Origin of the sequence: Priestia sp. HNGD-A6, assembly GCF_045784335.1 — a bacterium.
GTDB classification, from domain to species: Bacteria; Bacillota; Bacilli; order Bacillales; family Bacillaceae_H; genus Priestia; species Priestia zanthoxyli.
Genome location: NZ_CP138621.1, coordinates 4,040,382 through 4,063,052 on the forward strand (window position 1 = coordinate 4,040,382; position 22,671 = coordinate 4,063,052).

The 22,671-nt window shown below is 38.2% G+C and carries 22 protein-coding genes and 1 riboswitch; of the genes, 16 read left to right on the forward strand and 6 right to left on the reverse strand.

Annotated features, from left to right (window positions below; genetic code table 11):
- Positions 1 to 87 precede the first annotated feature (87 nt).
- Complete coding sequence (gene safA, locus SCI76_RS20635) at positions 88 to 711, forward strand: SafA/ExsA family spore coat assembly protein (protein ID WP_074677042.1); 624 nt, start codon at positions 88 to 90, stop codon at positions 709 to 711.
- A 40-nt stretch (positions 712 to 751) separates the two neighbouring features.
- Here safA and SCI76_RS20640 read toward each other — a convergent pair whose 3' ends face one another.
- On the reverse strand, positions 752 to 1,858 hold the full coding sequence (locus SCI76_RS20640; RefSeq protein WP_025750169.1) for a mechanosensitive ion channel family protein: 1,107 nt from the start codon (positions 1,856 to 1,858) through the stop codon (positions 752 to 754).
- Positions 1,859 to 2,150: 292 nt separating this feature from the next.
- Between SCI76_RS20640 and SCI76_RS20645 the strand changes: the two genes are divergently transcribed.
- Positions 2,151 to 3,116, forward strand: coding sequence for a bile acid:sodium symporter family protein (locus tag SCI76_RS20645; protein ID WP_048019912.1), 966 nt, complete (start codon positions 2,151 to 2,153; stop codon positions 3,114 to 3,116).
- A 157-nt stretch (positions 3,117 to 3,273) separates the two neighbouring features.
- Positions 3,274 to 3,726 carry a CBO0543 family protein gene (locus SCI76_RS20650; protein ID WP_048019913.1) on the forward strand — a complete coding sequence of 151 codons (453 nt, stop codon included), beginning with the start codon at positions 3,274 to 3,276 and terminating at the stop codon, positions 3,724 to 3,726.
- A gap of 60 nt (positions 3,727 to 3,786) precedes the next feature.
- Here SCI76_RS20650 and SCI76_RS20655 read toward each other — a convergent pair whose 3' ends face one another.
- Positions 3,787 to 5,220 carry a sodium:alanine symporter family protein gene (locus tag SCI76_RS20655; RefSeq protein ID WP_048019914.1) on the reverse strand — a complete coding sequence of 478 codons (1,434 nt, stop codon included), beginning with the start codon at positions 5,218 to 5,220 and terminating at the stop codon, positions 3,787 to 3,789.
- 277 nt (positions 5,221 to 5,497) lie between these two features.
- A complete protein-coding gene (locus tag SCI76_RS20660) occupies positions 5,498 to 6,118 on the reverse strand; it encodes a LysE family translocator (RefSeq protein ID WP_028415080.1) in 621 nt (206 codons plus the stop codon).
- 220 nt (positions 6,119 to 6,338) lie between these two features.
- Between SCI76_RS20660 and SCI76_RS20665 the strand changes: the two genes are divergently transcribed.
- From SCI76_RS20665 to SCI76_RS20680, 4 genes are all read left to right on the forward strand, one after another.
- Entirely contained in the window at positions 6,339 to 6,821 is a 483-nt protein-coding gene (locus tag SCI76_RS20665; RefSeq protein WP_063248345.1) for an N-acetyltransferase, read from the forward strand.
- Positions 6,818 to 7,744 carry a DMT family transporter gene (locus SCI76_RS20670; protein WP_033579879.1) on the forward strand — a complete coding sequence of 309 codons (927 nt, stop codon included), beginning with the start codon at positions 6,818 to 6,820 and terminating at the stop codon, positions 7,742 to 7,744. Before SCI76_RS20665 ends, SCI76_RS20670 begins: the two co-directional genes overlap by 4 nt.
- A 24-nt stretch (positions 7,745 to 7,768) precedes the next feature.
- Positions 7,769 to 8,707: an MBL fold metallo-hydrolase gene (locus SCI76_RS20675; protein ID WP_048019917.1), complete on the forward strand. Its 939-nt coding sequence runs from the start codon at positions 7,769 to 7,771 to the stop codon at positions 8,705 to 8,707.
- A gap of 207 nt (positions 8,708 to 8,914) precedes the next feature.
- Positions 8,915 to 9,766: a VOC family protein gene (locus tag SCI76_RS20680; RefSeq protein WP_033579880.1), complete on the forward strand. Its 852-nt coding sequence runs from the start codon at positions 8,915 to 8,917 to the stop codon at positions 9,764 to 9,766.
- A gap of 474 nt (positions 9,767 to 10,240) precedes the next feature.
- Here SCI76_RS20680 and SCI76_RS20685 read toward each other — a convergent pair whose 3' ends face one another.
- Entirely contained in the window at positions 10,241 to 11,626 is a 1,386-nt protein-coding gene (locus tag SCI76_RS20685; protein WP_048019918.1) for a protoporphyrinogen oxidase, read from the reverse strand.
- 221 nt (positions 11,627 to 11,847) lie between these two features.
- On the opposite strand from SCI76_RS20685, the gene SCI76_RS20690 reads away from it, so the two are divergent.
- The 6 genes from SCI76_RS20690 (at position 11,848) to SCI76_RS20715 (ending at position 17,552) form a co-directional block, all read left to right on the forward strand.
- Positions 11,848 to 13,173, forward strand: a complete 1,326-nt coding sequence (locus SCI76_RS20690) for a metallophosphoesterase (protein ID WP_033579882.1) — start codon at positions 11,848 to 11,850, stop codon at positions 13,171 to 13,173.
- A gap of 158 nt (positions 13,174 to 13,331) precedes the next feature.
- Positions 13,332 to 13,751: a GtrA family protein gene (locus tag SCI76_RS20695; protein WP_048019919.1), complete on the forward strand. Its 420-nt coding sequence runs from the start codon at positions 13,332 to 13,334 to the stop codon at positions 13,749 to 13,751.
- Between the two features lie 37 nt (positions 13,752 to 13,788).
- On the forward strand, positions 13,789 to 15,474 hold the full coding sequence (locus SCI76_RS20700; RefSeq protein WP_047749965.1) for a DUF6044 family protein: 1,686 nt from the start codon (positions 13,789 to 13,791) through the stop codon (positions 15,472 to 15,474).
- 12 nt (positions 15,475 to 15,486) lie between these two features.
- Positions 15,487 to 16,476, forward strand: coding sequence for a glycosyltransferase family 2 protein (locus tag SCI76_RS20705; RefSeq protein ID WP_155007700.1), 990 nt, complete (start codon positions 15,487 to 15,489; stop codon positions 16,474 to 16,476).
- A gap of 107 nt (positions 16,477 to 16,583) precedes the next feature.
- Positions 16,584 to 17,024, forward strand: coding sequence for a hypothetical protein (locus SCI76_RS20710; protein WP_028415071.1), 441 nt, complete (start codon positions 16,584 to 16,586; stop codon positions 17,022 to 17,024).
- Between the two features lie 81 nt (positions 17,025 to 17,105).
- Complete coding sequence (locus SCI76_RS20715) at positions 17,106 to 17,552, forward strand: GNAT family N-acetyltransferase (RefSeq protein ID WP_028415070.1); 447 nt, start codon at positions 17,106 to 17,108, stop codon at positions 17,550 to 17,552.
- Between the two features lie 12 nt (positions 17,553 to 17,564).
- Here SCI76_RS20715 and SCI76_RS20720 read toward each other — a convergent pair whose 3' ends face one another.
- Positions 17,565 to 17,861, reverse strand: a complete 297-nt coding sequence (locus tag SCI76_RS20720) for a hypothetical protein (protein ID WP_155007701.1) — start codon at positions 17,859 to 17,861, stop codon at positions 17,565 to 17,567.
- 121 nt (positions 17,862 to 17,982) lie between these two features.
- Positions 17,983 to 18,084: riboswitch (SAM riboswitch) on the forward strand.
- Between the two features lie 63 nt (positions 18,085 to 18,147).
- Between SCI76_RS20720 and SCI76_RS20725 the strand changes: the two genes are divergently transcribed.
- The 3 genes from SCI76_RS20725 to alaP all read left to right on the forward strand — a co-directional run bounded on the left by SCI76_RS20725 (position 18,148) and on the right by alaP (position 20,471).
- Complete coding sequence (locus SCI76_RS20725; protein WP_407544236.1) at positions 18,148 to 18,492, forward strand: hypothetical protein; 345 nt, start codon at positions 18,148 to 18,150, stop codon at positions 18,490 to 18,492.
- A gap of 100 nt (positions 18,493 to 18,592) precedes the next feature.
- Positions 18,593 to 18,751 carry a DUF1540 domain-containing protein gene (locus SCI76_RS20730; RefSeq protein WP_016765258.1) on the forward strand — a complete coding sequence of 53 codons (159 nt, stop codon included), beginning with the start codon at positions 18,593 to 18,595 and terminating at the stop codon, positions 18,749 to 18,751.
- Between the two features lie 316 nt (positions 18,752 to 19,067).
- The gene (gene alaP / locus SCI76_RS20735) at positions 19,068 to 20,471 is read left to right on the forward strand and encodes an alanine permease AlaP (RefSeq protein WP_028415068.1); all 1,404 of its coding nucleotides are present in this window, start codon (positions 19,068 to 19,070) and stop codon (positions 20,469 to 20,471) included.
- Between the two features lie 65 nt (positions 20,472 to 20,536).
- Here alaP and SCI76_RS20740 read toward each other — a convergent pair whose 3' ends face one another.
- The gene (locus SCI76_RS20740) at positions 20,537 to 22,630 is read right to left on the reverse strand and encodes a TerD family protein (protein WP_028415067.1); all 2,094 of its coding nucleotides are present in this window, start codon (positions 22,628 to 22,630) and stop codon (positions 20,537 to 20,539) included.
- Positions 22,631 to 22,671 lie beyond the last annotated feature (41 nt).

Here is a 22,671-nt window from a genome sequence, read left to right on the forward strand (position 1 = left end):
TGGAGGGAAGATGACAAAGTAATATGATGGAACTATGGGATAATATTACCGCTATGAATCTTGAAATCAATTTGCTTTAATAAAAGTATGAAAACTCTATCAAAACTTTTATTAGTAACATTGTTGTCTGTCACTCTAGCTTTTGGTCTTAATAACACTGCGCAAGCAGCAACCGTACATACCGTTCAATCGGGCGATACGATGTGGAAAATAGCAGTAAAATATCAGGTTGGCGTTTCCGAGCTGATTGAAGCGAACTCTGCTATTAAAAATCCTAATTCTATCTACCCGGGACAAAAAATTACCATACCAACAGATAAAGCGGGAAGTTCATACGAAGAGCAAGTGGTTCAGCTAGTGAATCAAGAACGTGCTAAAGTAGGGCTTAAACCTTTAAAATCTAATTGGGAAGTAGCTCGCGTTGCTCGCTATAAATCGCAGGATATGATTGATAAAAACTATTTCAGTCATACATCGCCTACATATGGAAGTCCGTTCGACATGATGAAAAAATTTGGTATTACATACAGTACAGCAGGTGAAAATATCGCTGCTGGACAAGCAACTCCAAAAGAAGTGGTTAACGCATGGATGAATAGCGAAGGTCACCGTAAAAACATACTATCAAGTCAATTTACCGAAATCGGAGTAGGTTACGCTAAAGGCGGAAGCTACGGTCATTACTGGACTCAAATGTTCATTTCAAACTAAAGAAGAAAGGAAAAAAAGCTGACTACTAAGTCAGCTTTTTTTAGCTTCGAGCACTTTCTAGAAATTCTTTTGGATTGCCAGAAAGCTTTCCGTCCTGCTCAACGATGAGTGTGCGCGTAGGGAAAGCAAATTCTACGCCTTCTTCTTCAAGAATGTCCATAATTTCGAAGTTTATATTTTCTTTTACATCTAAGTAATCAGCAAAAACGGTTGTATTTGTAAAGAAATACAGATAGATATTTAAACTAGATTCATAGAAACCGTCAAAATTTACAAGAATCGTTTCATTGTGAATTTCTTCGTGCTCAGTCAGCATCTTTTTAATTCTTGCCACTACGGTTTCTAACTTTTCTTTTGGTGTATTATAATTCAAGTTTAAATGAAAGGCAATTTGACGTTTCCCCATTTTAGCCCAGTTAATAATAGGTTCATTAGAAAGAGTAGCATTTGGAACCGTTACGACTGCTTGAGCGAACGTTCGAACTTTGGTGCTTCGAAACGTAATATCTTCTACAACGCCTTCAACACTTGGTGTTTTAATCCAATCTCCAATGGTAAAAGGCTTTTCAGTAATAATTACGATTCCGCCGAATAAATTACTAACGGTGTCTTTTGCGGCTAAGGCAAAAGCAAGACCACCTAAGCCAAGACCCGCTACAAAGCCATTTACGTTAAAACCCCATTCTTCTGCGATAATGGAGATAGAAAGCATAACAACAACGATGCGGATAAACTTTTCAATAAAAGGAATAATGATTCGATCCACTTGGATATCAAAATTTTTGGCAAACGTTGCAAAAAATAAATTGGTAGAAGCAGCTAAATTATACAAGCCCCATCCTGCAAGGCCAACAGAAGCTGAACGAACTAAATGTCTTTCCGTATCGGCTGTTAAAACATCAAAGGGAAGATAGGGAAGAGCAAGCTTGAAACCAATAATCACAAAAATCCAGCGCAGCGGCTTTTCAAAAGCTTCTAAAACGCTCGTAATTAAATTGATTTTTTTATTTTTGACAAAACCAATAATAAACTTAAACAAATAAGTCGTGAAAAGTTTGCGAAGAATTAAAAAGATCAAAAAGATCCCAATCGCAATCACGATTTTTTTCCAATCATCTAATGATGATAGAGATTTCAAAAAATCCATACAATCCTCCTAGTTACCAAAACTGTGCTACAGTCCATTTATATCCGTCAATTGAAAGCATTCCTATGTAGAGTGTTCTTTACCCTAAATTCATGCTTTTTAAAAGCTTCTTCCCTATTAAAATAGCACAAAAATACCTGTAAATCTATTTAAGTGATAATTATGAATATATCTCTTTTTAGTAAAAGAGACAGACAATAGTCTGAAAATAAGTTGTATAATAAATAGGTGATATTATAACCATTAATTTATCTTATTATTTATTTAAAACGTTCGTTGGAGGGAGAAAGCTTTGTTAAGTCAATTAAATAGAATGCTAGAAAAATTGATGCCGTTTATTACGCCGGTCAGCTTGCTCATAGGAGTTCTTATCGGTTCATCATTAAGTCAGTATACCTTCTTAATTCCATGGCTTTTTGCATTAATGACGTTTGCCGGAAGTTTGAATTCAAACTTTCACCAGTTAAATGCCACGATACACCGTCCATTTCCAATCATTATGGCTCTGTTTGTTTTACATATTTTTATGCCGGCATGGGCTTGGAGCGTTGGCCAAGTGATTTTTCCACATGATGTATTTACAAGCACGGGTCTTTTGCTAGCAGCAATTATTCCAACGGGAGTGACTAGTTTTATATGGGTCTCGATTTACAAAGGAAGCATTCCTCTTGCACTATCCATTATTTTAATTGATACTCTTTTAGCACCGCTTATCGTTCCTTATACGCTTTTATTGGTGGTTGGAGACACCGTACATTTGGAAGCGCTAAAGTTAGTCAAAGATTTATGTTTTATGATTGTCCTTCCATCTCTGTTAGGCATGTGCTTAAATCAATATACAAAAGGAACAATTAAGCAGACCTTAGGACCAAAGCTGGCACCTGTTTCGAAAATAGGGTTAAGTGTGATGGTTATGGTAAACGGGGGAGTGATTGCACCTTATTTAAAACATATTGATAAAAAACTGCTGTTTATTATCGTGATTGTCTTTTTAATGAGTTCAGCTGGTTATTTCTTCAGCTGGATGATTGGCAAATGGCTAAGATGGGACCGAGCAAAAGTTGTGACGCTTACGTTTTGCGGAGGCATGAGAAATATTAGCGCCGGAGCCGTATTAGCCGTATCTTATTTTCCAGCTCCCGTTGCTGTACCGGTCGTATTAGGGATGTTATTTCAGCAGGTATTAGCTGCTTTATCAGGGCGTTTAGTTCAAAACTATTACCAGAAAAAAGACGCTGAATTTGCTTCATTAAAATAAATGAAAAAAGCAAGGGACGAACCACAGTAATCATAAAGTAAGCACTCTGGTTTAACGATCAGAGATAAGATACTTTTACACTTGCTGCGTTCAAGATAATGAGATGATTAGAAAAAGCTGCGGTGTGGCATACTAGAAAGAAAAAGGTCGGATATTCTTGCTTATCAATATAGCGCTGGCGTTTGTTTTACCTTGGATTTTTGGCATCCTCTATTTACATCCTAGAAATCGTCGTTTACTGCCTTTAGTAGGAACTGCTTTTTGCATTTTAGCAATCGTTATCAATGAATTAGGGAGCTATTATGGCTTTTGGAAACTCCGGACTTCTTTAGAAAATGAAGCATTAGAAGCGCTGCCTTTTAATTTAGGTGTTTATCCTGTATTGGCCAGCTATATGATTTTTTTAATCCAGCGAATTGGAAAGCCTCATTTTTTTATTTTTCTTATAGCGCTGTTTACAACATTTTTAGAAGGAACGTATATGTATATGGAAAGAGTTATATACGGAAACGGATGGAATCTCGGCTGGACATTTTTTTCCTACTGGATTCCGTACAGCGTAATTTATTTATACTATAGGTATTTGGTTAGTCTTAGACTGCTTCACTAGAAGAAAAAAAGAAGTAAATTTGCACAATAAAAAAGCCGTGAATATTCACGGCTTTTTTTATTAGATCGCTTCTTTCGAGCTAGATTTATCTTTTGAATGATCCCATGCATCAATATCATCAAGTCCAGAAATGCTGTCTTGATAGAAGACAGGGTCTTTTCCAGCTTTCTTTTGGGCAAGATAATCTTTGAGTGCGGCAAAGGCCACTTTCGAGAGCAGGAGAATTGCGATTAAGTTGACTACTACCATAAAGCCCATAAACAGGTCTGCTAAGTCCCATACAAGCTGAATTTGAGAAATAGAACCGAACACGATCATTGCAAGCACAGCAACACGATAAGTCATCAGCCAAGCTTTATTCGTGTTCAAGAACTCAATATTTGTTTCTCCGTAGTAGTAGTTACCAATTAATGTACTAAACGCAAATAGGAAAATCATAATTGCAAGAGCACCTGTTGCCCAAGAACCAATATGAGTGCTTAAAGCAGCTTGTGTTAATTCAATACCGCTTAAATTTTTATTTGTATAAGTACCTGAAAGTAAAATGATAAAGGCAGTACTACTACAAATAATAAGCGTATCCGTTAATACACCAAAGGCTTGAATTAATCCTTGTTTTACCGGGTGGCTTGTTGTTGCAGCTGCGGCTGCGTTTGGCGCACTACCCATACCCGCTTCGTTTGAGAATAATCCGCGTTTAATTCCTTGCATAAGAGCTGCTCCAAGAGAACCTCCGGCAATTTGATCGAAACCAAATGCATTTTTAACGATTAACGCAATAAGAGAAGGCATTTCTTGAATGTTCATGATAATAATGAAAAGTGCTACTGCAATATAGGCAACAGCTAGTACCACAACAATGTATTCTGACATTTTTGCAATACGCTTAACTCCGCCAAAAATAATGGCAGCGAAAGCCACTGTCATAATAATTCCTAACACTAAACGATTTGTTCCAAACGCATTTTCAAACGCAAGAGTAATCGTGTTTGATTGTACAGCATTAAAAATTAAGCCGAATGATAAAGTGATTAAGACAGCAAACAGTCCGCCCATCCAGCGCTTTTTTAACCCTTTTTCCATATAGTAAGCCGGTCCGCCTCGGAAGCCGCCGTCTTTGTCTTTTACTTTGTATATTTGTGCTAACGTACTTTCGATAAATGCTGAAGCTGAACCGATAACGGCAAGCACCCACATCCAAAATACAGCACCAGGTCCCCCTAAAGCGATCGCAATCGCAATACCTGTAATGTTCCCCGTACCAACGCGGGCTGCCATACTGATACAAAACGCTTGGAATGGCGAAATTCCGTCTTTAGAAGAGCTATCCGCACCTTCTTTTAATACACGAACCATTTCTTTTAATAACCGAATTTGTAAAAACTTTGACCTGAATGTAAAAAACAAACCAAATGCAATCAGCATCGCAATCAGTAAGTAGGACCAAAGAAATTCGTTGATTGAACTAACAAAACCTTGAACTACTTCTTGCATAGTTTCACCTCTTCATAAATTATAGTAGAATAATAATAAAAAACGTGAATTTATAGAATTTTCCCTCTATTTAGATAGATCTCCCTATTTCCCCGCTGTTTTTCTTCATTATCCTTGTCGAATCTTGTTGCTAAATCTGAACCTTATATATATATAAAATAATAATTTTGGTCTTTTGTCAACTAACCTCACATGGAAAAATAGGGTGATATGACAAATGAAGCGGGTATGAAAAGGTGATAACAGCAGGGATGAAAGAAATTTCATTTTGTTTTAATTAATTGTTGCTAGAAAATAAAAGTTTTAGGCCAAGTACCCCAAAAACGGTTCCTTTTACATATTTTAATGTGTGCTGAAAGATACGGCTTTTTTTGACTTTCTTCCCAAGGCCAGAAGCAAATAGCGCAATAAGTGAAAAGATGATGAGCGTTTCGGCGATAAAGATGATCCCAAACAAAATCATCTGCAAACTTACATGTCCAAGAGACGAATTAACAAACTGCGGTAAGAACGTAATGAAGAAAATAGCTACTTTTGGATTGGTTAAGTTGCTAACAAATCCTTTTCTAAAGTGATGGTGGTGCTGAACGTTTTCTGTTAATTCCAACGGACCGCTTTTTTCGCGAAACGATTGGTAGGCTAAAAACAGCAGGTACAGAACACCTACAACCTTTAGAATCGTAAAGGCAATAATTGATTTTTGAAAGATAATAGATAGCCCCACTGCGGCTAAAAGAGTATGTACAAATGTTCCCGTAATGGATCCCAGTACGGTTTTGATGCCTGCTTTGACGCCTGAAGCAATACTTTGTGTCATTACAAAAATCATGTCTTGTCCTGGTATTAAGACAATGATAAGTGACACGGCTATGTAAGGTATAAGCCAAGAAAATGTCATGATGATTCCCTCCCAACAGAATTTTAACAATTTCGACAAAAAGTTCTCAAGAGTGTGTGCTAATGAATTAATAGTTTAATGGAGTAAAGCTAAGAGGATATAAGGGCGTAAAAAGAGGTTACTCTCCTTAATAAAAATCAATAAAAGGTGTAGGAAAAAAATAGGTGGTGTTGTATAATAATTCGATATACTTAATTTTTATAGAAAGAAGGTAAAATTTATGAACTACTGTTTAGCACAGCTGGAGGACGCTGCTACAGTTCACGATCTTATGCTGCAAGCCTTCTCCGTCTATCGCGATTCTGTCCCACCTTCCAGTGCTCTTGATGAAACAACGGAATCTATTATGCAATCGTTAAAGCATGGAAAAGAAGCTGTCATTTTATACGTTGAAAATAAGCCCGTAGCGATGGCGCGTTTTACGCTAGAAGAAACGAGCTTATATTTTTACCGTCTGTCTGTTATTCCTGCTTTTCAAGGAAAAGGACTGGCTAAACGGCTTATTCAATGGTTAGAAACATACGCCAAAGAGTGTGGTAAGGAAAGTTTATCATGCAAGGTGAGAATGAGTGTTTCTCGTAATATAGCTTTGTATGAATCAATCGGCTTTTACATAGAGAAAAAAGAAATCGTACATAGAGGGGGAGTGAATATTCCCGTAGTAAATATGAAAAAAGAGATTTTAAAAGGAGTAATGGCATGAATAAATCAACTCTTCCTTTACCGCCTCCTGTCTTTCTTTTAATTGGTGTATTAGCCGTTTCCTTTTCTTCTATTTTAATTAAATGGTCGGATGCGCCTGCTTCTATTTTAGGAATGTATAGACTGCTGTTTACCGTCCTTTTATTTTTACCGTTTTTACCATGGAGAAAAATGAAAATTCTTTTTAAAAACAGCACGGTAAAAGAATGGCTAATGCTAGCTGTATCAGGCGTGTTTTTAGGGCTTCACTTTCTGTTTTGGATGGAATCTTTTTCACATACAACAGTTGCTAGCGCGATGATTTTGACTGCGCTCGAGCCGGTCTTCGTAGTGATTGGAGCTTATTTTTTATTTAAAGAAAAAACAAGCAAAGTAGGAGTCATCAGTATTTTAATGGCTGTTAGCGGCTCGGTGATTATCGCATCAGGCGATATCGGAGTATCTAAAACGGCTCTTTACGGAGACTTACTTTCTGTTTTAGGTACAGTGGCCGTTTCTGTTCATATGCTGGCGGGGCAAGATCTATGCAGGAAAATGCCTCCAATCATCTATAGCTTCGCCGTTTTTTTAATCGGTGGACTGGTTCTATTTGTCTACAATATTTGTACAAACGTATCGCTGACTCAGTATGACACAAAGGATTGGTGGATCTTTTTGCTTTTAGCGCTTATTCCTAATATTTTTGGTCACGCCTTATTTAACTGGCTGTTAAAGTATGTAGGTGCTACAACGATTTCGATGGCTATTTTAGGCGAGCCAATTGGTGCCATCATTCTCGCCTATTTCTTGCTTGGAGAAATGACAACCATTTCTCAGCTAGCGGGAGGCATGATTGTGATGATTAGTGTGATGATCTTCTTAAAGTACAAAGCAGCAGAGCCCGAAAAAGTTATAGCTTTTCAAGAAAAGTCGAATATCAGCTAGTGGGATAGGCAAGCAGCACCGAGTATGATACAGTTTATTTATCATTATTTACCATTTAGTAAAGAGGTTTTTATTAAACTACATAAAGCAGGTGTAAATATGCTGAAAAAACTAACGGACCACGTTTATTACTTTCCTCATTCTGAAGAAACGGATCGGCCGGTGCTCGGGCTTATATGCGGGGAAAAGTATAGTTTCGTCGTAGATGCTGGGAATTCTCCTGCGCATGCATCATCATTTTTAGAAGAAGTGGAAAAAATGGGAGCCCCTCCAATCAAAGGAGTAGCTATTACGCATTGGCACTGGGATCATACATTTGGCATTCATGCAATGAACAAATATACAATCAGCCATCATTTGACGAAGAAAAAGCTGGCCTATTTAAAGACACTGCGCTGGGACGATGATTCCTTGGATAAACGCGTCCAGGAAGGGGAGGAAATCGAATTTTGCCGGGATATGATAAAGAAAGAAATGCCGTGTCGAGAGACGTTAATTTTACGGGAGCCGGACGTAACGTTTCATCATCATATGGAAGTTGACCTAGGTGGAATCACTTGTTGCATTCAGCATATTGGAGGGGTACACGCGCAGGACTCGTCCGTTGTCTACGTCCCCAAAGAAAAAGTACTGTTTTTAGGTGATTGTCTATGTCCAGATTTTTATAGCGGTGACTGGAGTTATGATAAAGAAGACCTTGAGCGGATTCAGAGAGAACTTAAAAAATATGATGCGCAGTATTATCTTTCATCTCATTTTGACCCTGAAACTTCTGAGGAACTTTGGAGAGATTTAAACCAATTGAGTGCGATTGGAGAAATTGTAGGAAATGAAGTCGATTTAGAAAAAGCATGTTTTCAGTTTGAATGTGAAACGTATAAGAAGCCAACAAATGAGCAAAAAGAGAGAATACAGTATTTTGTTAATGGAAATGCAAAACGTAAAAGCAGAGAACTGTTTTGATAGTTTATGCATAGCCTAATGGTAAATAAGCCCGCCTGTTCATACTATATTATGAGCAGGCGGGCTTATTTAATTGGTTATGCTGTAATATGAGTTTTAAGTTATGATACTAAAATAAATAACTTGACGAAACAAAGTTATAAAAATATAATAAGTTACATAAAGTAAGTTAATTAAAAAATGATCTATTTAAAAGGAGAAATAATCATGAACTTTCACCGTGCACCCCATGTATTTGTTGGGAAAGTAAATTTAAAAGTAGAAAATTTAGAGCGTTCACTTGCTTTTTATCAGCAAATAATCGGGTTTAAACTTTTAGGGAGAAAAGAGAACAAAGCCTTGTTAACAGCTGATGGACGCACGGCGCTTTTATCGATTGAACAGCCGGAAAGCGTTACAGCAAAACAGCCTCGTACAACAGGCTTATATCATTTTGCTCTATTGTTGCCGACTCGTTCTGATTTAGGAAGTATTCTGCAGCATCTGTTAAATAGCGGTTATCCGCTTCAAGGGGCGTCTGATCATCTAGTGAGTGAAGCGCTGTACTTGGCAGATCCAGATGGAAACGGCATAGAGATTTATCGAGATCGTCCGTCAAGTACATGGGAATGGAATGACAGTGAAGTAGTAATGGCTACAAAACCTTTAGACGCAGAAGCGATATTATCTGAAGGAAACGGTAAACCATGGACAGGATTACCTTCAGCTACCTTAATGGGACATATTCACCTTCACGTTTCTGAATTAGAGCAAACGGAAAACTTTTATCGAAATGGATTAGGTTTTGAGGTTGTGAGCAATTACCATAATCAAGCCTTGTTTATTTCAACTGGGCGCTATCATCATCACATCGGACTAAACGTTTGGAATGGAATTGGAGCGCCTAGTCCTCTTGAAAACAGCGTTGGTTTGGACTCATTTACACTTGTTTTTCCAGCTGAAGAAGCAAGGGAACAGGCAATAAATCAGCTTCGTGAAATCGGAGCAGCTGTGTCTAAAGAAAACCAAGATTTCATCACAAAAGATCCATCAGGAAATATAATTAGATTAGTCCTTTAACATAAAAGCTGCCGCAGTTGGCAGCTTTTATTTATCGCAATGTTCGTCAAAATAGGCAAGAAATGTACACTTTTTTCTCAAATAGTAAGATGATAATGGCGAAAATAGTGTTATTTTCAGGGAAATAAACGAAGAGTCTTATGCTTAAAAAAGTTTGTAAACAAGCGTGCGTGGGAATAAAATACATATCAAGCATCATTTCTTATCATTATTGAATCTTTATATAAAGTCTTTCCATATAAAACCTTGAAGGAAGGGAGCGGAAACCTGTGAGATATAAAGTGAAACATTGGCTTAGATTAACTTCAGACGAGCGCTATCTTGTATTGTTTGCTACTGCTGCTTTGCAAAAAGAAAAGCGATAAAAGAGTTGTTAATAGTAAGGAAAGTAGCTTTATATGCTAACGAAAAGGTAATAAAAGGCCTGAAAATAATATATTTATTTTCAGGCCTTTTATTGTTTTCAAACCTTGTTTAAGTCAACTGTTGAGAGATAGCTTCGGCCGTTTGTTTGCCGTTTGTTATACACGCTGCAATCCCCACTCCATAGTAAGAACAGCCGGCTAATGTAATAGCGGGGTGCTTGTCATACAATTTTTGAGTCAAGCTGCGTACGAGTTCACCGTGTTTAAGGTGATAGGTAGGCATCAATTTATCCCAATTTGTTACGTCGCTTTCAATGGGCTGCTCTTTGATCCCTAAGCTGTTTTTAATGTCCTTTTGTGCCACTGCTAGCAGCTCTTCTTTTGACATCGTCCGCAGGCTGTCAAAGTGGTGACTCGTGCTTTTATAAAACAGGCGAACTAACAAATTCCCTCGCTTAGAGGTGTGAGCCCATTTTTTGCTCGTCCACGTGCAGGCATTGGCAATTAAGTTGCTTGATTGAGAGGTAATAAACCCGGTGCCTTCAGCGGGAAGGTATTCGTCTGGAACGTCATAGCCGATGTACACGCTAATGAGAGAAGAATCTTTTAACTGCTCAAAGTCTTCGTTTAGTTCGGGATCGTTCAACAGATGCTGAGCAGCCGTGTGCGGTGTAGCTAACACCACGTAATCCGCTGAATAGGCTTGCCCCGGCGTAGTGATTTGATAGCGCTCATCGTACTGTTTTATGCTGGTGGTTGGCGTATCTTTTAAAATCGTTACATCAGAAAGCTCTTCTTCTAAGCGGTGAATAATCGTTGATAAACCTTGTTTAAACGAAATGAATTTTTTATTTCCTGCCGTTTTAAATTTTTTTTCATTGGCGCCCATTCCTTTGATGATGCTGCCGTACGTGTTTTTGTAGTCGAGCAGATACGGGAGAGTCGAAGAAATCGTGAGCTTGTCTAAATCGCCAGAGTAGACGCCCGATAAAATAGGTGCAATTTGCTTTTCTACTAGCTCTTCTCCTAAAAAATGTTTTAAAAAGAGTCCAATCGAGCTGTCTTTCGTAAACGTTGTATTTTTAGTAATTAAGTCTTTTAAAGCTGTAATTTTAGCTTTTGAAGAAATCAGCTCGCTTTTAAAAAGAGATTCCACGCTTGTTGGAATACCGAACATGGTATCTTCAGGAATTGGAAGCAGCTCATTAGCAGAGTAAATAAATGATTTGCCCGTTTCGTTATAGACTAAATCGTTTGTTAAGTACAGCTCTTCTAGCAGAGGCATAACGTTTTCTTTTCGAGCCACAATAGAATCCGCCCCTGTTTCCATAATAAATTCCCCAGCTTCACGCGTATTGATTTTCCCTCCTAGATGGGGATGTTTCTCTAGTAATAATAATTTAAGCGGAAGATTACGTTCTCGTTTTAGTTTCTGCAAATAGTACAGAGTGGTTAAGCCCGTAATTCCTCCTCCAATAACAGCGACCGTTTTCAAAATATTCACTCCTACATTTTCAACAATTAGTCTGTAATATACGAAAATCATACCACTATGACTAGGAAAAGTGTAATGAATTGATTGTGAACATAGTGTATGCAAACACGAAAAGAAATATTGAAACTATACGATTAGATATTTTGAAATTACATAAAATAAAAGCTCATACACGTAGAGAAAATGACTGAGACGCAGCAGTGAAGGAAGGAGGAAGCATCATGCTCGGCGGTTTTATGGAAACGCTGAAAAAAGACTGGCTCGCTTTAGTATTAATAAGTGTTCTTATATGCGGGATTACCTTAAATGTACGAGCTGAAGAGAAGAGCGGACGAAGCGGATACATCGAACCAAAGCTAGTTTTTCCTGTGATCAGTGATGTTCATATTAAGGAAACAGGAACGCTTGATTTGCGTACTTTTCAACATGCATTAACGCAATTAAATGAACAGGCACCGAAACAAGATGCATTTGTAGTCGTAGGAGATTTGGCCGACACAGGCGCGTTAAAAGAATACGATCGCTTTTTTTCTATTTATAATCAAAATAAACAGTCGCAGGCCGTGTCTCTTTTTACAATTGGCAACCATGAATACCGGGACAGTGTAACCAATCAGCAAGCGCAGCAGCGTTTTTTATCTAAAACCAAAATGAAGTCTCTTTACTTTCATCAAGTGATAAAAGGATATCATTTTATCATGCTTGGAACAGAAAGCCGTCTGACCGCCGGTGATTATTCAATCAAACAAATTAACTGGCTTGCTGAACAGTTGAAGATAGCAAAGCGAGATGATCCTAAAAAACCGATTTTTGTCTTTATTCATCAGCCTATTAACAATACATTGTACGGGAAAAACAGATGGGGGATAGAAGTGAATGAACAGCTTCTTTACAATACGTTAAAACCTTATCCGCAGGTCATTACGTTTTCTGGTCATACCCACCATCCGTTGGACGACCCTCGTACTATTTTTCAAAGAGATTTCACTTCTCTTGCAACGTCTTCTGTTCGGTATATATGGCCTGGTGCTGGATATTTACAAGGTGAACTTCCTCCTGGCTACCGAGATGTGAGTCAAGGTCTTCTTGTAGAGGTTTATAATCGAAAAGTAGTCGTTAAAAGGCGGGATTTTCACGCAAATAAGTGGACGGGAGAAGCGTGGGAAATTGACATACCTGCAGATACAAAAAAATTTCACTACACGAATGAGCGAGATTTAGTAAAACCGATTTTTCTTCCAAGCTCTACTATTTCTGTTATACAAGAAAAAGCTTCAGCAAATCAGCTTTATATCCAGTTTACGCAAGCGGTGGATAATCTGATGGTTCATTCTTATCGCATTACCGTCAAAAATAAAGAAACTGGAAAAGTGGTCAAAACATATAATGCATTTTCTCAATATTACAGCGATCCTGTTCCGGATGTTTTAAGTCTTCCGTTATCCGGTTTGCAGCCTCATACTGCGTATCAAATAGAAGTAGCGGCAGTGGATGCGTTTGATAATCAAAGCGATCAAAAATTAATGATTGAAGGCTCTACTAAATAGCTGAAAGAATCCTGATTTTTATTGATTCTTTTAGCTTTTTTTCATCTGTTTTTAATGTTATTTTCATTAGATTTTTAAGTGGAGTTGCTACACTGAAACTGTATTTAAAGTCATAATATGTAATTTTTATGAAAGTATCAAAATCAAAAGGAGTTTATATGAAAGGATCTTTTGTACGTTTTTTAGTAGTGGGACTGGTCAATACAACAGTAGGTCTCTCCATTATGTATGTGCTGCTTCATATCTTTCATCATTACTGGATAGCGACGTTCGTCGGCAATGCAGCGGGGGCAGTCGTCAGCTACGTGTTAAATCGAATATTTACGTTTAAAAGCGGAGTTCATTTATCAAAAAGCATACTGCGTTTTATTTTAGTTATTGGTATTTGCTACGGCTTGTCTTACTATATTGGACTGCAGTTCTCCAGCTGGTTATTGCATCAACTTCCTGTTGCGGTGCGTCCGTTCAAAAAAGACGTCGGTATATTAATTGGAACAGGTCTGTATACGCTTTTAAATTATACGGGTCAAAAATACTTTGTATTTAATACAAAAAAAGAAGCAGTCGTCCACGATTAGCTTTTAGTCATTATGAAATGGAAATAGGTGTTAACAGATGAAGAAAGAAACAGCTATGAATAAAGAAAAAACATTGCTTATTATCGCTTTCCTTTTGCTGCTTGCGTATGTATCTCCTATGTTTTTGCTTGGGGAAAATTCACATATACGCGTGCATGATAATTTAGACTCAAATATTACGTGGTATAAAGTTCTGCATCGAAGCGGAGAGCTGTTTGGCTCCAGTCATGCCGTATTACCTCAAATTATTAACGGATTGCCGAGGAATACGTTTGGAACAGAATTTAGCGGTATTCAGTGGCTGTATGGTGTATTCCCGACCATGCTTGCATACAGCCTGAGTCAAACGATCACGCGCGTATTTGCTTTAATTGGAATGTATTTATTATTAAAAAAGCATTTTATTAAAAGCAAGGATGCGTATGCGATTCGAGTGCTTGTATCGCTTGCTTTTGCACTTACGCCATTTTGGCCTTCGGGCATGCTGAGTACATTAGGACAGCCGCTGGCGCTGTGGGCGTTTTTAACCATTCGAAACCGCGAAGGAACGTGGAAGGAATGGCTTACACTTTTACTGCTCCCGTTTTACGCGAGCTTTGTGCTCGGGTTTTTCTTCTTTTTAGCAGCGATGGGGCTGCTATGGCTAAGAGACGTAGTAAAAAAACGAGCGTGGAATATTCCTTTTTTAAGCAGTATTGCAGCGATGACTGCTGTCTTTCTGCTCATTGAATACCGGCTTGTTGATTCGCTTTTATTTCCGGAGGCCCCGACGAGTCGAAATGAATTTTTAAGCTCTACTCTAAGCTTTGGACATTCCGTTCGCCTTGCTTTGAAGAACTATACGCTCGGGCATACGCATGTAATGACGCTTCATACTTTTGTCATTTTACCGCTTTCTTTTGTCGTATTGTGGTTTGTTGCTCGAAATCGCAAGGAAAAGCTTGAAAAAACGTTTTTGCAGTTATTTATTCTTAATCTACTACTGTCGATTTGGTATGCGTTTTGGTTTTATAAAGGATGGGAGCCGCTAAAAGAAAAATATCAGCTTTTTAATACGTTCAACTTTGCTAGATTTCACTTTTTACGCCCGCTCATTATTTATTTGATGTTTGCCGTTGGCAGCTATGTTTTATGGAAAAGGAGCAAGGCGTGGAAAAAGTTTGTGTGGGTATGTTTGATTTTACAGCTGCTTGTGTTATTTATAGCAAATCCTGAACTTTACTATCGCTACAATCACGAGCCTTCAGTCAAAGAATTTTATGCTGTGCATCAATTTGATGAAATAAGCAGATATATTGGAAAACCTAAATCATCTTATCGCGTAGCGAGCATAGGGCTTCATCCATCAATTGCTCAGTATAACGGCTTTTATACGCTAGATACGTATAACAACTTCTATCCGTTAACATATAAACATGAGTTTCGCAAAATTATTGCCAAAGAGCTTGATAAAAATAAAAAACTAGAAAGCTACTATGATCATTGGGGCAATCGCTGCTATGTGTTTGTTAGTGAGCTAGGGAAAAAATATGATTACCGAAAAGACTCAACGAAAAAAATCCGTCATTTGCAGCTTAATATCAGCCAATTTAAGAAAATGGGCGGTCGCTATATTTTTTCAGCTGTGCCAATTGAAAATGCTGAAAGCGACGGTTTGCACTTTTTAAAAGCATTTAACGATAAACAGTCCGCTTGGAAAGTGTATGTATATGAAGCAAAGTAAGGGGGCAATAACATGAACAGACCTATTTTAACGATCGTGGTTCCATGCTACAACGAAGAAGAAGTATTCACAGAGACGTCTTTTCAATTAACTACTGTAGTAAAAGAACTAATTAATGAACGACTTGTATCAAGTGAAAGTACCATTTTATTTGTAGACGATGGAAGTAAAGACAGCACGTGGTCGCTTATTGAAAAAGAAAGCTGCAGCAATTTGTTTGTAAAAGGGTTAAAGTTAGCGCGAAATGTAGGACATCAAAATGCTTTGCTTGCAGGACTAGAAGTAGCTCATAAGCAATCTGACTGCGTCATTTCCATTGACGCGGATTTGCAAGATGATAGCAGCGTCATTCGTACTTTTGTAGAGAAATATTGGCTTGGGTATGAAGTTGTATATGGCGTTCGAGACAGCAGAGAAACCGATACATTTTTCAAACGAACCACGGCAGTAGGGTTTTATCGTTTTATGAACAAGCTAGGAATTCAGCTCGTTCAAAATCACGCTGATTTTCGCCTTATGAGCAAACGTGCTCTTGGTGAACTCATGAAATATAAAGAAGGAAACGTCTTTTTGCGGGGCCTTGTACCATTAGTAGGATTTCGCTCCACGGAAGTCACATATGACCGCAAAGAACGGACGGCGGGTGAGTCAAAATATCCGCTAAAGAAAATGCTCGCTTTTGCATTTGACGGGATTACGTCTTTTAGCGTAGCACCTATACGCTTACTGACGCTGCTTGGAGGAGCTTCGTTTCTCTTTAGTATTTTGTTTGGCATTTATGCGCTGATTCAAAAATATTTAGATCATACGCAAATTGGCTGGACGTCTCTTATTTTATCAATTTGGCTTGTAGGCGGCCTGCAGCTAATGGGAATAGGTCTTGTCGGAGAATACATTGGCAAGATTTTCAACGAAGTGAAACAGCGTCCTAAATATGCGATTGAAAGAGATTTATATACAAAACACTCGTTAGACACACAAAAAGATTTGCTGATGCATTAATTAAGAAGCTTCTCCTGAATGGAGAGGCTTTTTTGTTAAAGTGTTTATCATAATTTTTAAGGTAATAGGAGATGCTACTACTAAAATTTCTAAGGAGATCAAAATCTATGAAAAGACTACTTTATACAGTCAGCACTTTTTGTTTTGTTTGGCTTGCTTTTGCAACCATTCATGTCAGCGCTCTTTCGATTGAGAAACTTCCAATGAAGAAATCATCTGAACAATGGTCGGTCGAACTGACAAAAGCGAGCATGACGGGAGATAATCAGCTAAAGTGGAAAAATAACGTCTATCATACATATGGATTAACCGTTGAAAACATTGGAAAAGACGTAGAGCGTGTGCAGGTCCAAGCTTTTCGGCACGAAGGAAAAAATAAGGCGAAATACAGCTTGTTTTCTCCTATTGAAAGGTCTAACTTAAGCAAAAGCGGTCAGCGTTTTCGCTATGCCAATTTTGCTGTTCCTGGAAAAGCGGCAGGCTTAGACATCATGATTAACTGGACGGATGAACAAGGCAACCATCAAGAACATTTTGAATTTAAATAAAAGTCTTCGCTTAGGCGAAGACTTTTTTTTGCAGGAATTTATCTCTGTATGTGGAAAACGAACACGAAAGGAGAGATTGTGATGATTGCAAAAGCTACTGAAGAAGAAATACAGGAAATTCGGACGAAATCTGCTGATGCGCTGTTTGAAGGAACAACGCATCAGTTTCAACCGTCAACTGAACGCGTAAATGAACTAATTGATAATGCCCTTGAAAAAGGGTGTTATTATTTAGTATCTAGACAAGAAAATAAACTTGCAGGCTGGGTTTTTGTCGGTCCATCTGCCGACTTCTTTTCAAAAGCAGAAATTGGCTTTATCTACGAGTTATATGTTTTACCAGAATACCGCGGGCAAGGTCTAGCCAAGCCGTTAATGCAAAAAGCAATTGATGAATTGTCTATCAAAGGATACCCTGAAATCAGACTCAGCGTTCATGCTGGGAATTTTGCACAGCATGTGTACCGTGAACTTGGATTTGTAGATAAACAAATATCAATGAGCCTACAGGTGGCAAAACGTCCGTAATGTTGGTGAATGTCAGCGAGTCCATAAAACATAAGATGTTATACATGCGATGAGGTTCGGTAATGAAAGTAAAAGTAAATAAGTAGCCCAAACGGCGCCTTTATCTAGTACTTCAACAGCTCCTCTACCTGTATGATCTGAGGCGGGGGGATCTTCAAGTGCGTTCATAATCAGAGCCGCCGCTGCTAAAATAATCCCTCCAATGCTTCCGGTTGTTTTGACAATTGCAATATGGAAAGTAGATGAAAAAGCAATGCTAAGAAGCAGCAGCAAGCTTCCCAAAAAAGCAGATAACATATATCGTTTCATGTGCTCACCATCCTTTATGAAAGCATACCATATTTTACTTCTTTTTTCTTTTTATTGAAAAGCTATTGACATAACATATAAAACATATTAGAATAGTCAGAAATAATTTAAAAACGAAATATTCTTATCTAGAGAGGTGGAGGGACTGGCCCTTTGAAGCCTCAGCAACCACAATTATTGAATGGTGCTAATTCCAGCATAGCCTAGCTCTGACAGATAAGAAGAGGAATCTTTTTCTATGATGAAATCCTCTTCTTAGGAAGAAACATTTCGTATAGAAAAGGTGATGACATTGAAAAATACACAACAGGCGCTAAGCGTTGATGATTATTTAGATCTATACTTGTTAGCAAAAGAACTAAAAGACGAAACGTGGCAGCAGGAAATTTTAGCCGCGCTAAAAAAGAAGCAAAATCGTTCATTTGAAGACAAACAATCCGCACTCGTTCAAGAAATATGGGAAGATTTTAAACAGTTAAATGAAGATATTTCTTTTACGTATCGCTTAATTCAAGAAGAGCCAACTAATGAACAGTTTCAAGTTAAATTAAGGAACTTGAGAGAACGGCGGATCACGCTGAGTCGTGAATTATATTTAGCTAAAAAACAGTATGTTGAACACACGCAGTAAAAGGATCCGCTTGATAAACAAGCGGTTTTTTTGCATGTGAATGTTAGAAGCGTTCTATTTCGGGTAGTAAATAGATAAGACAAAAAAAGGAGGGATAACAGTGGCCCAAGGTGTATTATGTGAAGTGAATGAGTGCATGTATTGGAAATCGGGAAATAAATGCAGTGCAGAGTCCATTTACGTTGTGAGTCCTGAAAGTAGTCACCATGTTTCTGAAACGGAAGAACCTGGCTGTAAAACTTTTGAACCCGCGAGATAAATGCTAGTTTTATAAAAAAGCATAAAATGAACGATGCGCTGACGGAGTTGAGTCGGCGTTTTTCTATTTTTAAAAAAAATACTATTACTTAGGTGCGATAATAAATACATAGTAAAAAAGCAGTGTCTACGTCTAATTGTGCGTTTAAACAAAATGATACGATAATTTTTTTGTTTTTCGACAAAAGAAAAGGGAGAGAAAGGTGATAGAATACAAATATACAGCCTAGCTGACTTTTAGCATAAATTTATATGAAAGCGCTAACAAAAAGCTGTATTCATCTCGTTTTGACAGATTGGAAAAAGGGGAGACGTTTATGCAGGGGAAAACTCAGGGGAAAGAATTGAAACGCGGGTTAGAAGAAAGACATGTGACGCTGATGTCCTTAGGAGCAGCCATAGGGGTAGGGCTGTTTCTTGGATCTGCATCTGCTATTAAATTAGCAGGGCCGGGAATATTATTGGCGTACGGATTTAGCGGAATGATTATGTTTTTTATTATGAGAGCACTTGGAGAAATGGCGATTCAAAAACCTGTTGCAGGTTCATTCAGCAAGTACGCGCGCGACTATTTAGGGCCCCTTGCTGGTTATCTAACAGGTTGGAACTACTGGTTTTTATGGGTTGTAACATGTATGGCTGAAATTACAGCCGTTGGTATTTATATGGGATATTGGTATCCGGATGTACCAAACTGGATTTGGGCGTTATCGGCGCTTGTCATCATGACAACAGTTAACTTCTTAGCTGTTAAGGCATATGGTGAACTGGAATTTTGGTTTGCACTTATTAAAATTTTAGCGATTGTGTTAATGATTGCCGTTGGATTATTAATGATTGTGTTTGGAATCGGGAACGGCGGCGTTGCGACGGGTATTAAAAACTTATGGGACAACGGCGGGCTGTTCCCGAACGGATTCAAAGGTATTTTACTGTCGCTGCAAATGGTTATGTTTGCATATTTAGGAATTGAAATGATCGGCGTTACCGCGGGAGAAGTGAAAAATCCAGAAAAATCTCTAGCAAGAGCGATTGATTCGGTCTTTTGGCGTATTCTTATTTTCTACGTTGGTGCATTATTTGTCATTATGTCAATTTATCCTTGGCAAGAAATTGGTTCACAGGGAAGCCCGTTTGTATTAACATTTGAAAAAATCGGGATTCCAGCAGCGGCAGGCATTATTAACTTTGTGGTGCTAACAGCAGCTCTTTCTTCTTGTAACAGCGGTATTTTTAGTACAGGCCGTATGCTGTTTAACTTAGCAGAGCACGGAGAAGCTCCAAAAGGATACGGTCAGCTGACAAAAGGCGGCGTACCTGGAAAAGCTGTTTTAGCATCAGCGGGTGCGTTATTAGTCGGAGTAGCGTTAAACTACATTGTGCCTGCCAAAGTATTTACGTGGGTAACAAGCATTGCAACATTCGGTGCGATTTGGACATGGGGAATTATTTTGCTTTCTCAAATTAAGTATCGCAAAACGCTAAAAAAAGGTGAAGAGGCAAAGTTAAAATACAAAATGCCTTTATTTCCGTTAACGTCTTATGTGTCACTTGCGTTCCTAGCGCTGGTGGTTGTTCTTATGGCGTACAATCCAGATACAAGAATTGCAGTTGTTATCGGACCACTATGGTTTATCGGTCTTATTATCGCGTACTACGCAAAAGGATTTCATAAACGAAGTCAAGGTTCAGCTGGGACTGAGCAAAAGCTAGTGAAGTAAACGAAAAGACCTCTTTCTTGGAAAGAGGTCTTTTCGTTTATTTGTTCTTACTTTCCTATAAATAATTAGTTTAGGTAGGTTTCAATAATTGTTTCAATATCATAAGGAGTAACACCTTCATCAAGCGAATAAATAGTGTCAGCTTTTTGTTTGTCATGGACAAGTGTTCCTCTAGCTTGTGCGTGAAATGAAAAAAGATCATAAAGCGTTGGCTTTAACAGCTTTGTCATGGCTTTTCCCATAAGAGAGACCGAACCATTGTTTTGTTCAAGATTATTTTCAAATTCAACATGGTGATGCAGCGAAATATCCGTCCAGATTAATTTTCGCTCTTGTAAATCAAAAATTAAAGGGATGGAGATGGTGGAATCACTAGCAAGATCTACTTTATTTTGTACGGTAGAAGGTTCGAATATCTCGCCGGACTCTATGTGCTGTCTCATCATCCATCCTCCAAAACATTCGGGAAGCATAACAAAAGGCTGGACAGAAAATGAATAAACGTTCATCAATATATAACGGCCGCCTTTTTTTAGAATCGTAGGGATATGCAAGTCAATAAATTCACATGCCCCGTTAGGAGCAGATGTAATATCTCCGCTGTGAAAAGCTTTGAAGCTTTTTGAAGATAAGTTTGTATAAGAAATATGCTCTTTATACTGCCAGTTTTCATCGTAAATTCCGGCAGATAAATCAATATCTACACTACCGGTATGTTCACCATTTGCAAAGCCTTCTTTCCACCAAATGAAAAAACGAAGCGTATCGCCTTCAGGAATTGTTAATTTACTTCCCCTGCTAATCGTTTTTAATGTTTTGCTGCTTGAACGCTGTGAAAACGGTATAGTTTGTTCACGCAAACGTTCATCAAGCCATACATTTCCAAGAGGTGGCAACTTAGCAAAACGGTCATGTAAAGCATCTTTGCATGCATCTATTACACCATCACAAAGATTTTTACGAAGAGAGGGTAAGGGATTATCAAGCGCCATTACTTTGGACACATTCCCTTTTGGAAACACTACGCGCATATCTTGTCTATGATGTCGATGTTTCATATGTGAATAGAGCTGAAGCAGTACTGGCGTAGAGACGTGATGAGCGACCGCTGCAAATGCTGTAATAATAGAAGCAGCTTCTTGTTCCCCAGTAGATAAGCGCAGCAAATGGTCAATTCGTCTAGCAAAGTCACCTGGACGTTTTTCTAAAAGTGAAACTGCTTTTGAGACGTCTTGTTGCTCGAGTGCTTTCTCTAATTTACTATAGAACGTCAATGGTCTTTTATGATTCCGAACAGTATCGAATCCTTTAGCAGCATGAGGAAATCGATGTTTGTATTCTCCAGGATGTAAAATTTCACCTAAACGAATCCACTTTACTTTATAACGAAACATATCTTCTTCTACGTTTGGAGTGCTTTCTAGCAGCTGCAACAAGCTTCGGCGTTCAAAACGACTAAACTTCTTAAATAAAGTGGGTGATGAAAGACTAATATCGCCATCAGATAAAGCGGTTGCCAAACGTAAGACATCTGTTGCTGTTTTAAAATAAGAAGACAAGACATCAATAGGTAGTTTTTTTGTCTTAATTAACACTGAGCTAACAAATGCAGCATTTTCTTTTTGAGGAATGACTGCTGGAAGTAGATCTAATGCCGGTAAATTGATAAGAGACCATTCGATGTCTGCTCGATCCGTTTGCGATAATGAGGTATTTGCACCAATTAATTGGCATATCATAAGGTCAAATTCTTCATCTGTTCCGAGGTCAATAATCCGTAAATCTGTAGTATCTAACAGTGGAAAAACATCTTGTTTTTCACTGTTTGGTAAAACCCCAGTCAGATAGTGAAGTACGGCATTTATGTATAGTTCTGCTTCGGAAGCTTGCATGACTTCGTTTGGAAAGTTAGGATACATCGGTTTATATTTGACATGAGCGCCAACAAGTCTTTTTAAAGATAAGAGAAGCTGCTCATAAAAAGACATAAATTCGTAGAACGGAAGAGTGAGTAACCGATCAATTAAAGAAGTTGAAGCTGTAAATCCTAATGCCTCAATGTTTTTTAACATGGAAGCTACATAAGCAGGGGGTAATATATCTGATCCTTGCTTCACAATTACTTTAGACTGTCTTCTTAAAAAAATATCGTTTTTCATTCAAACACCACCATGTATGATTTGCACAGAAAAAGCCAGGC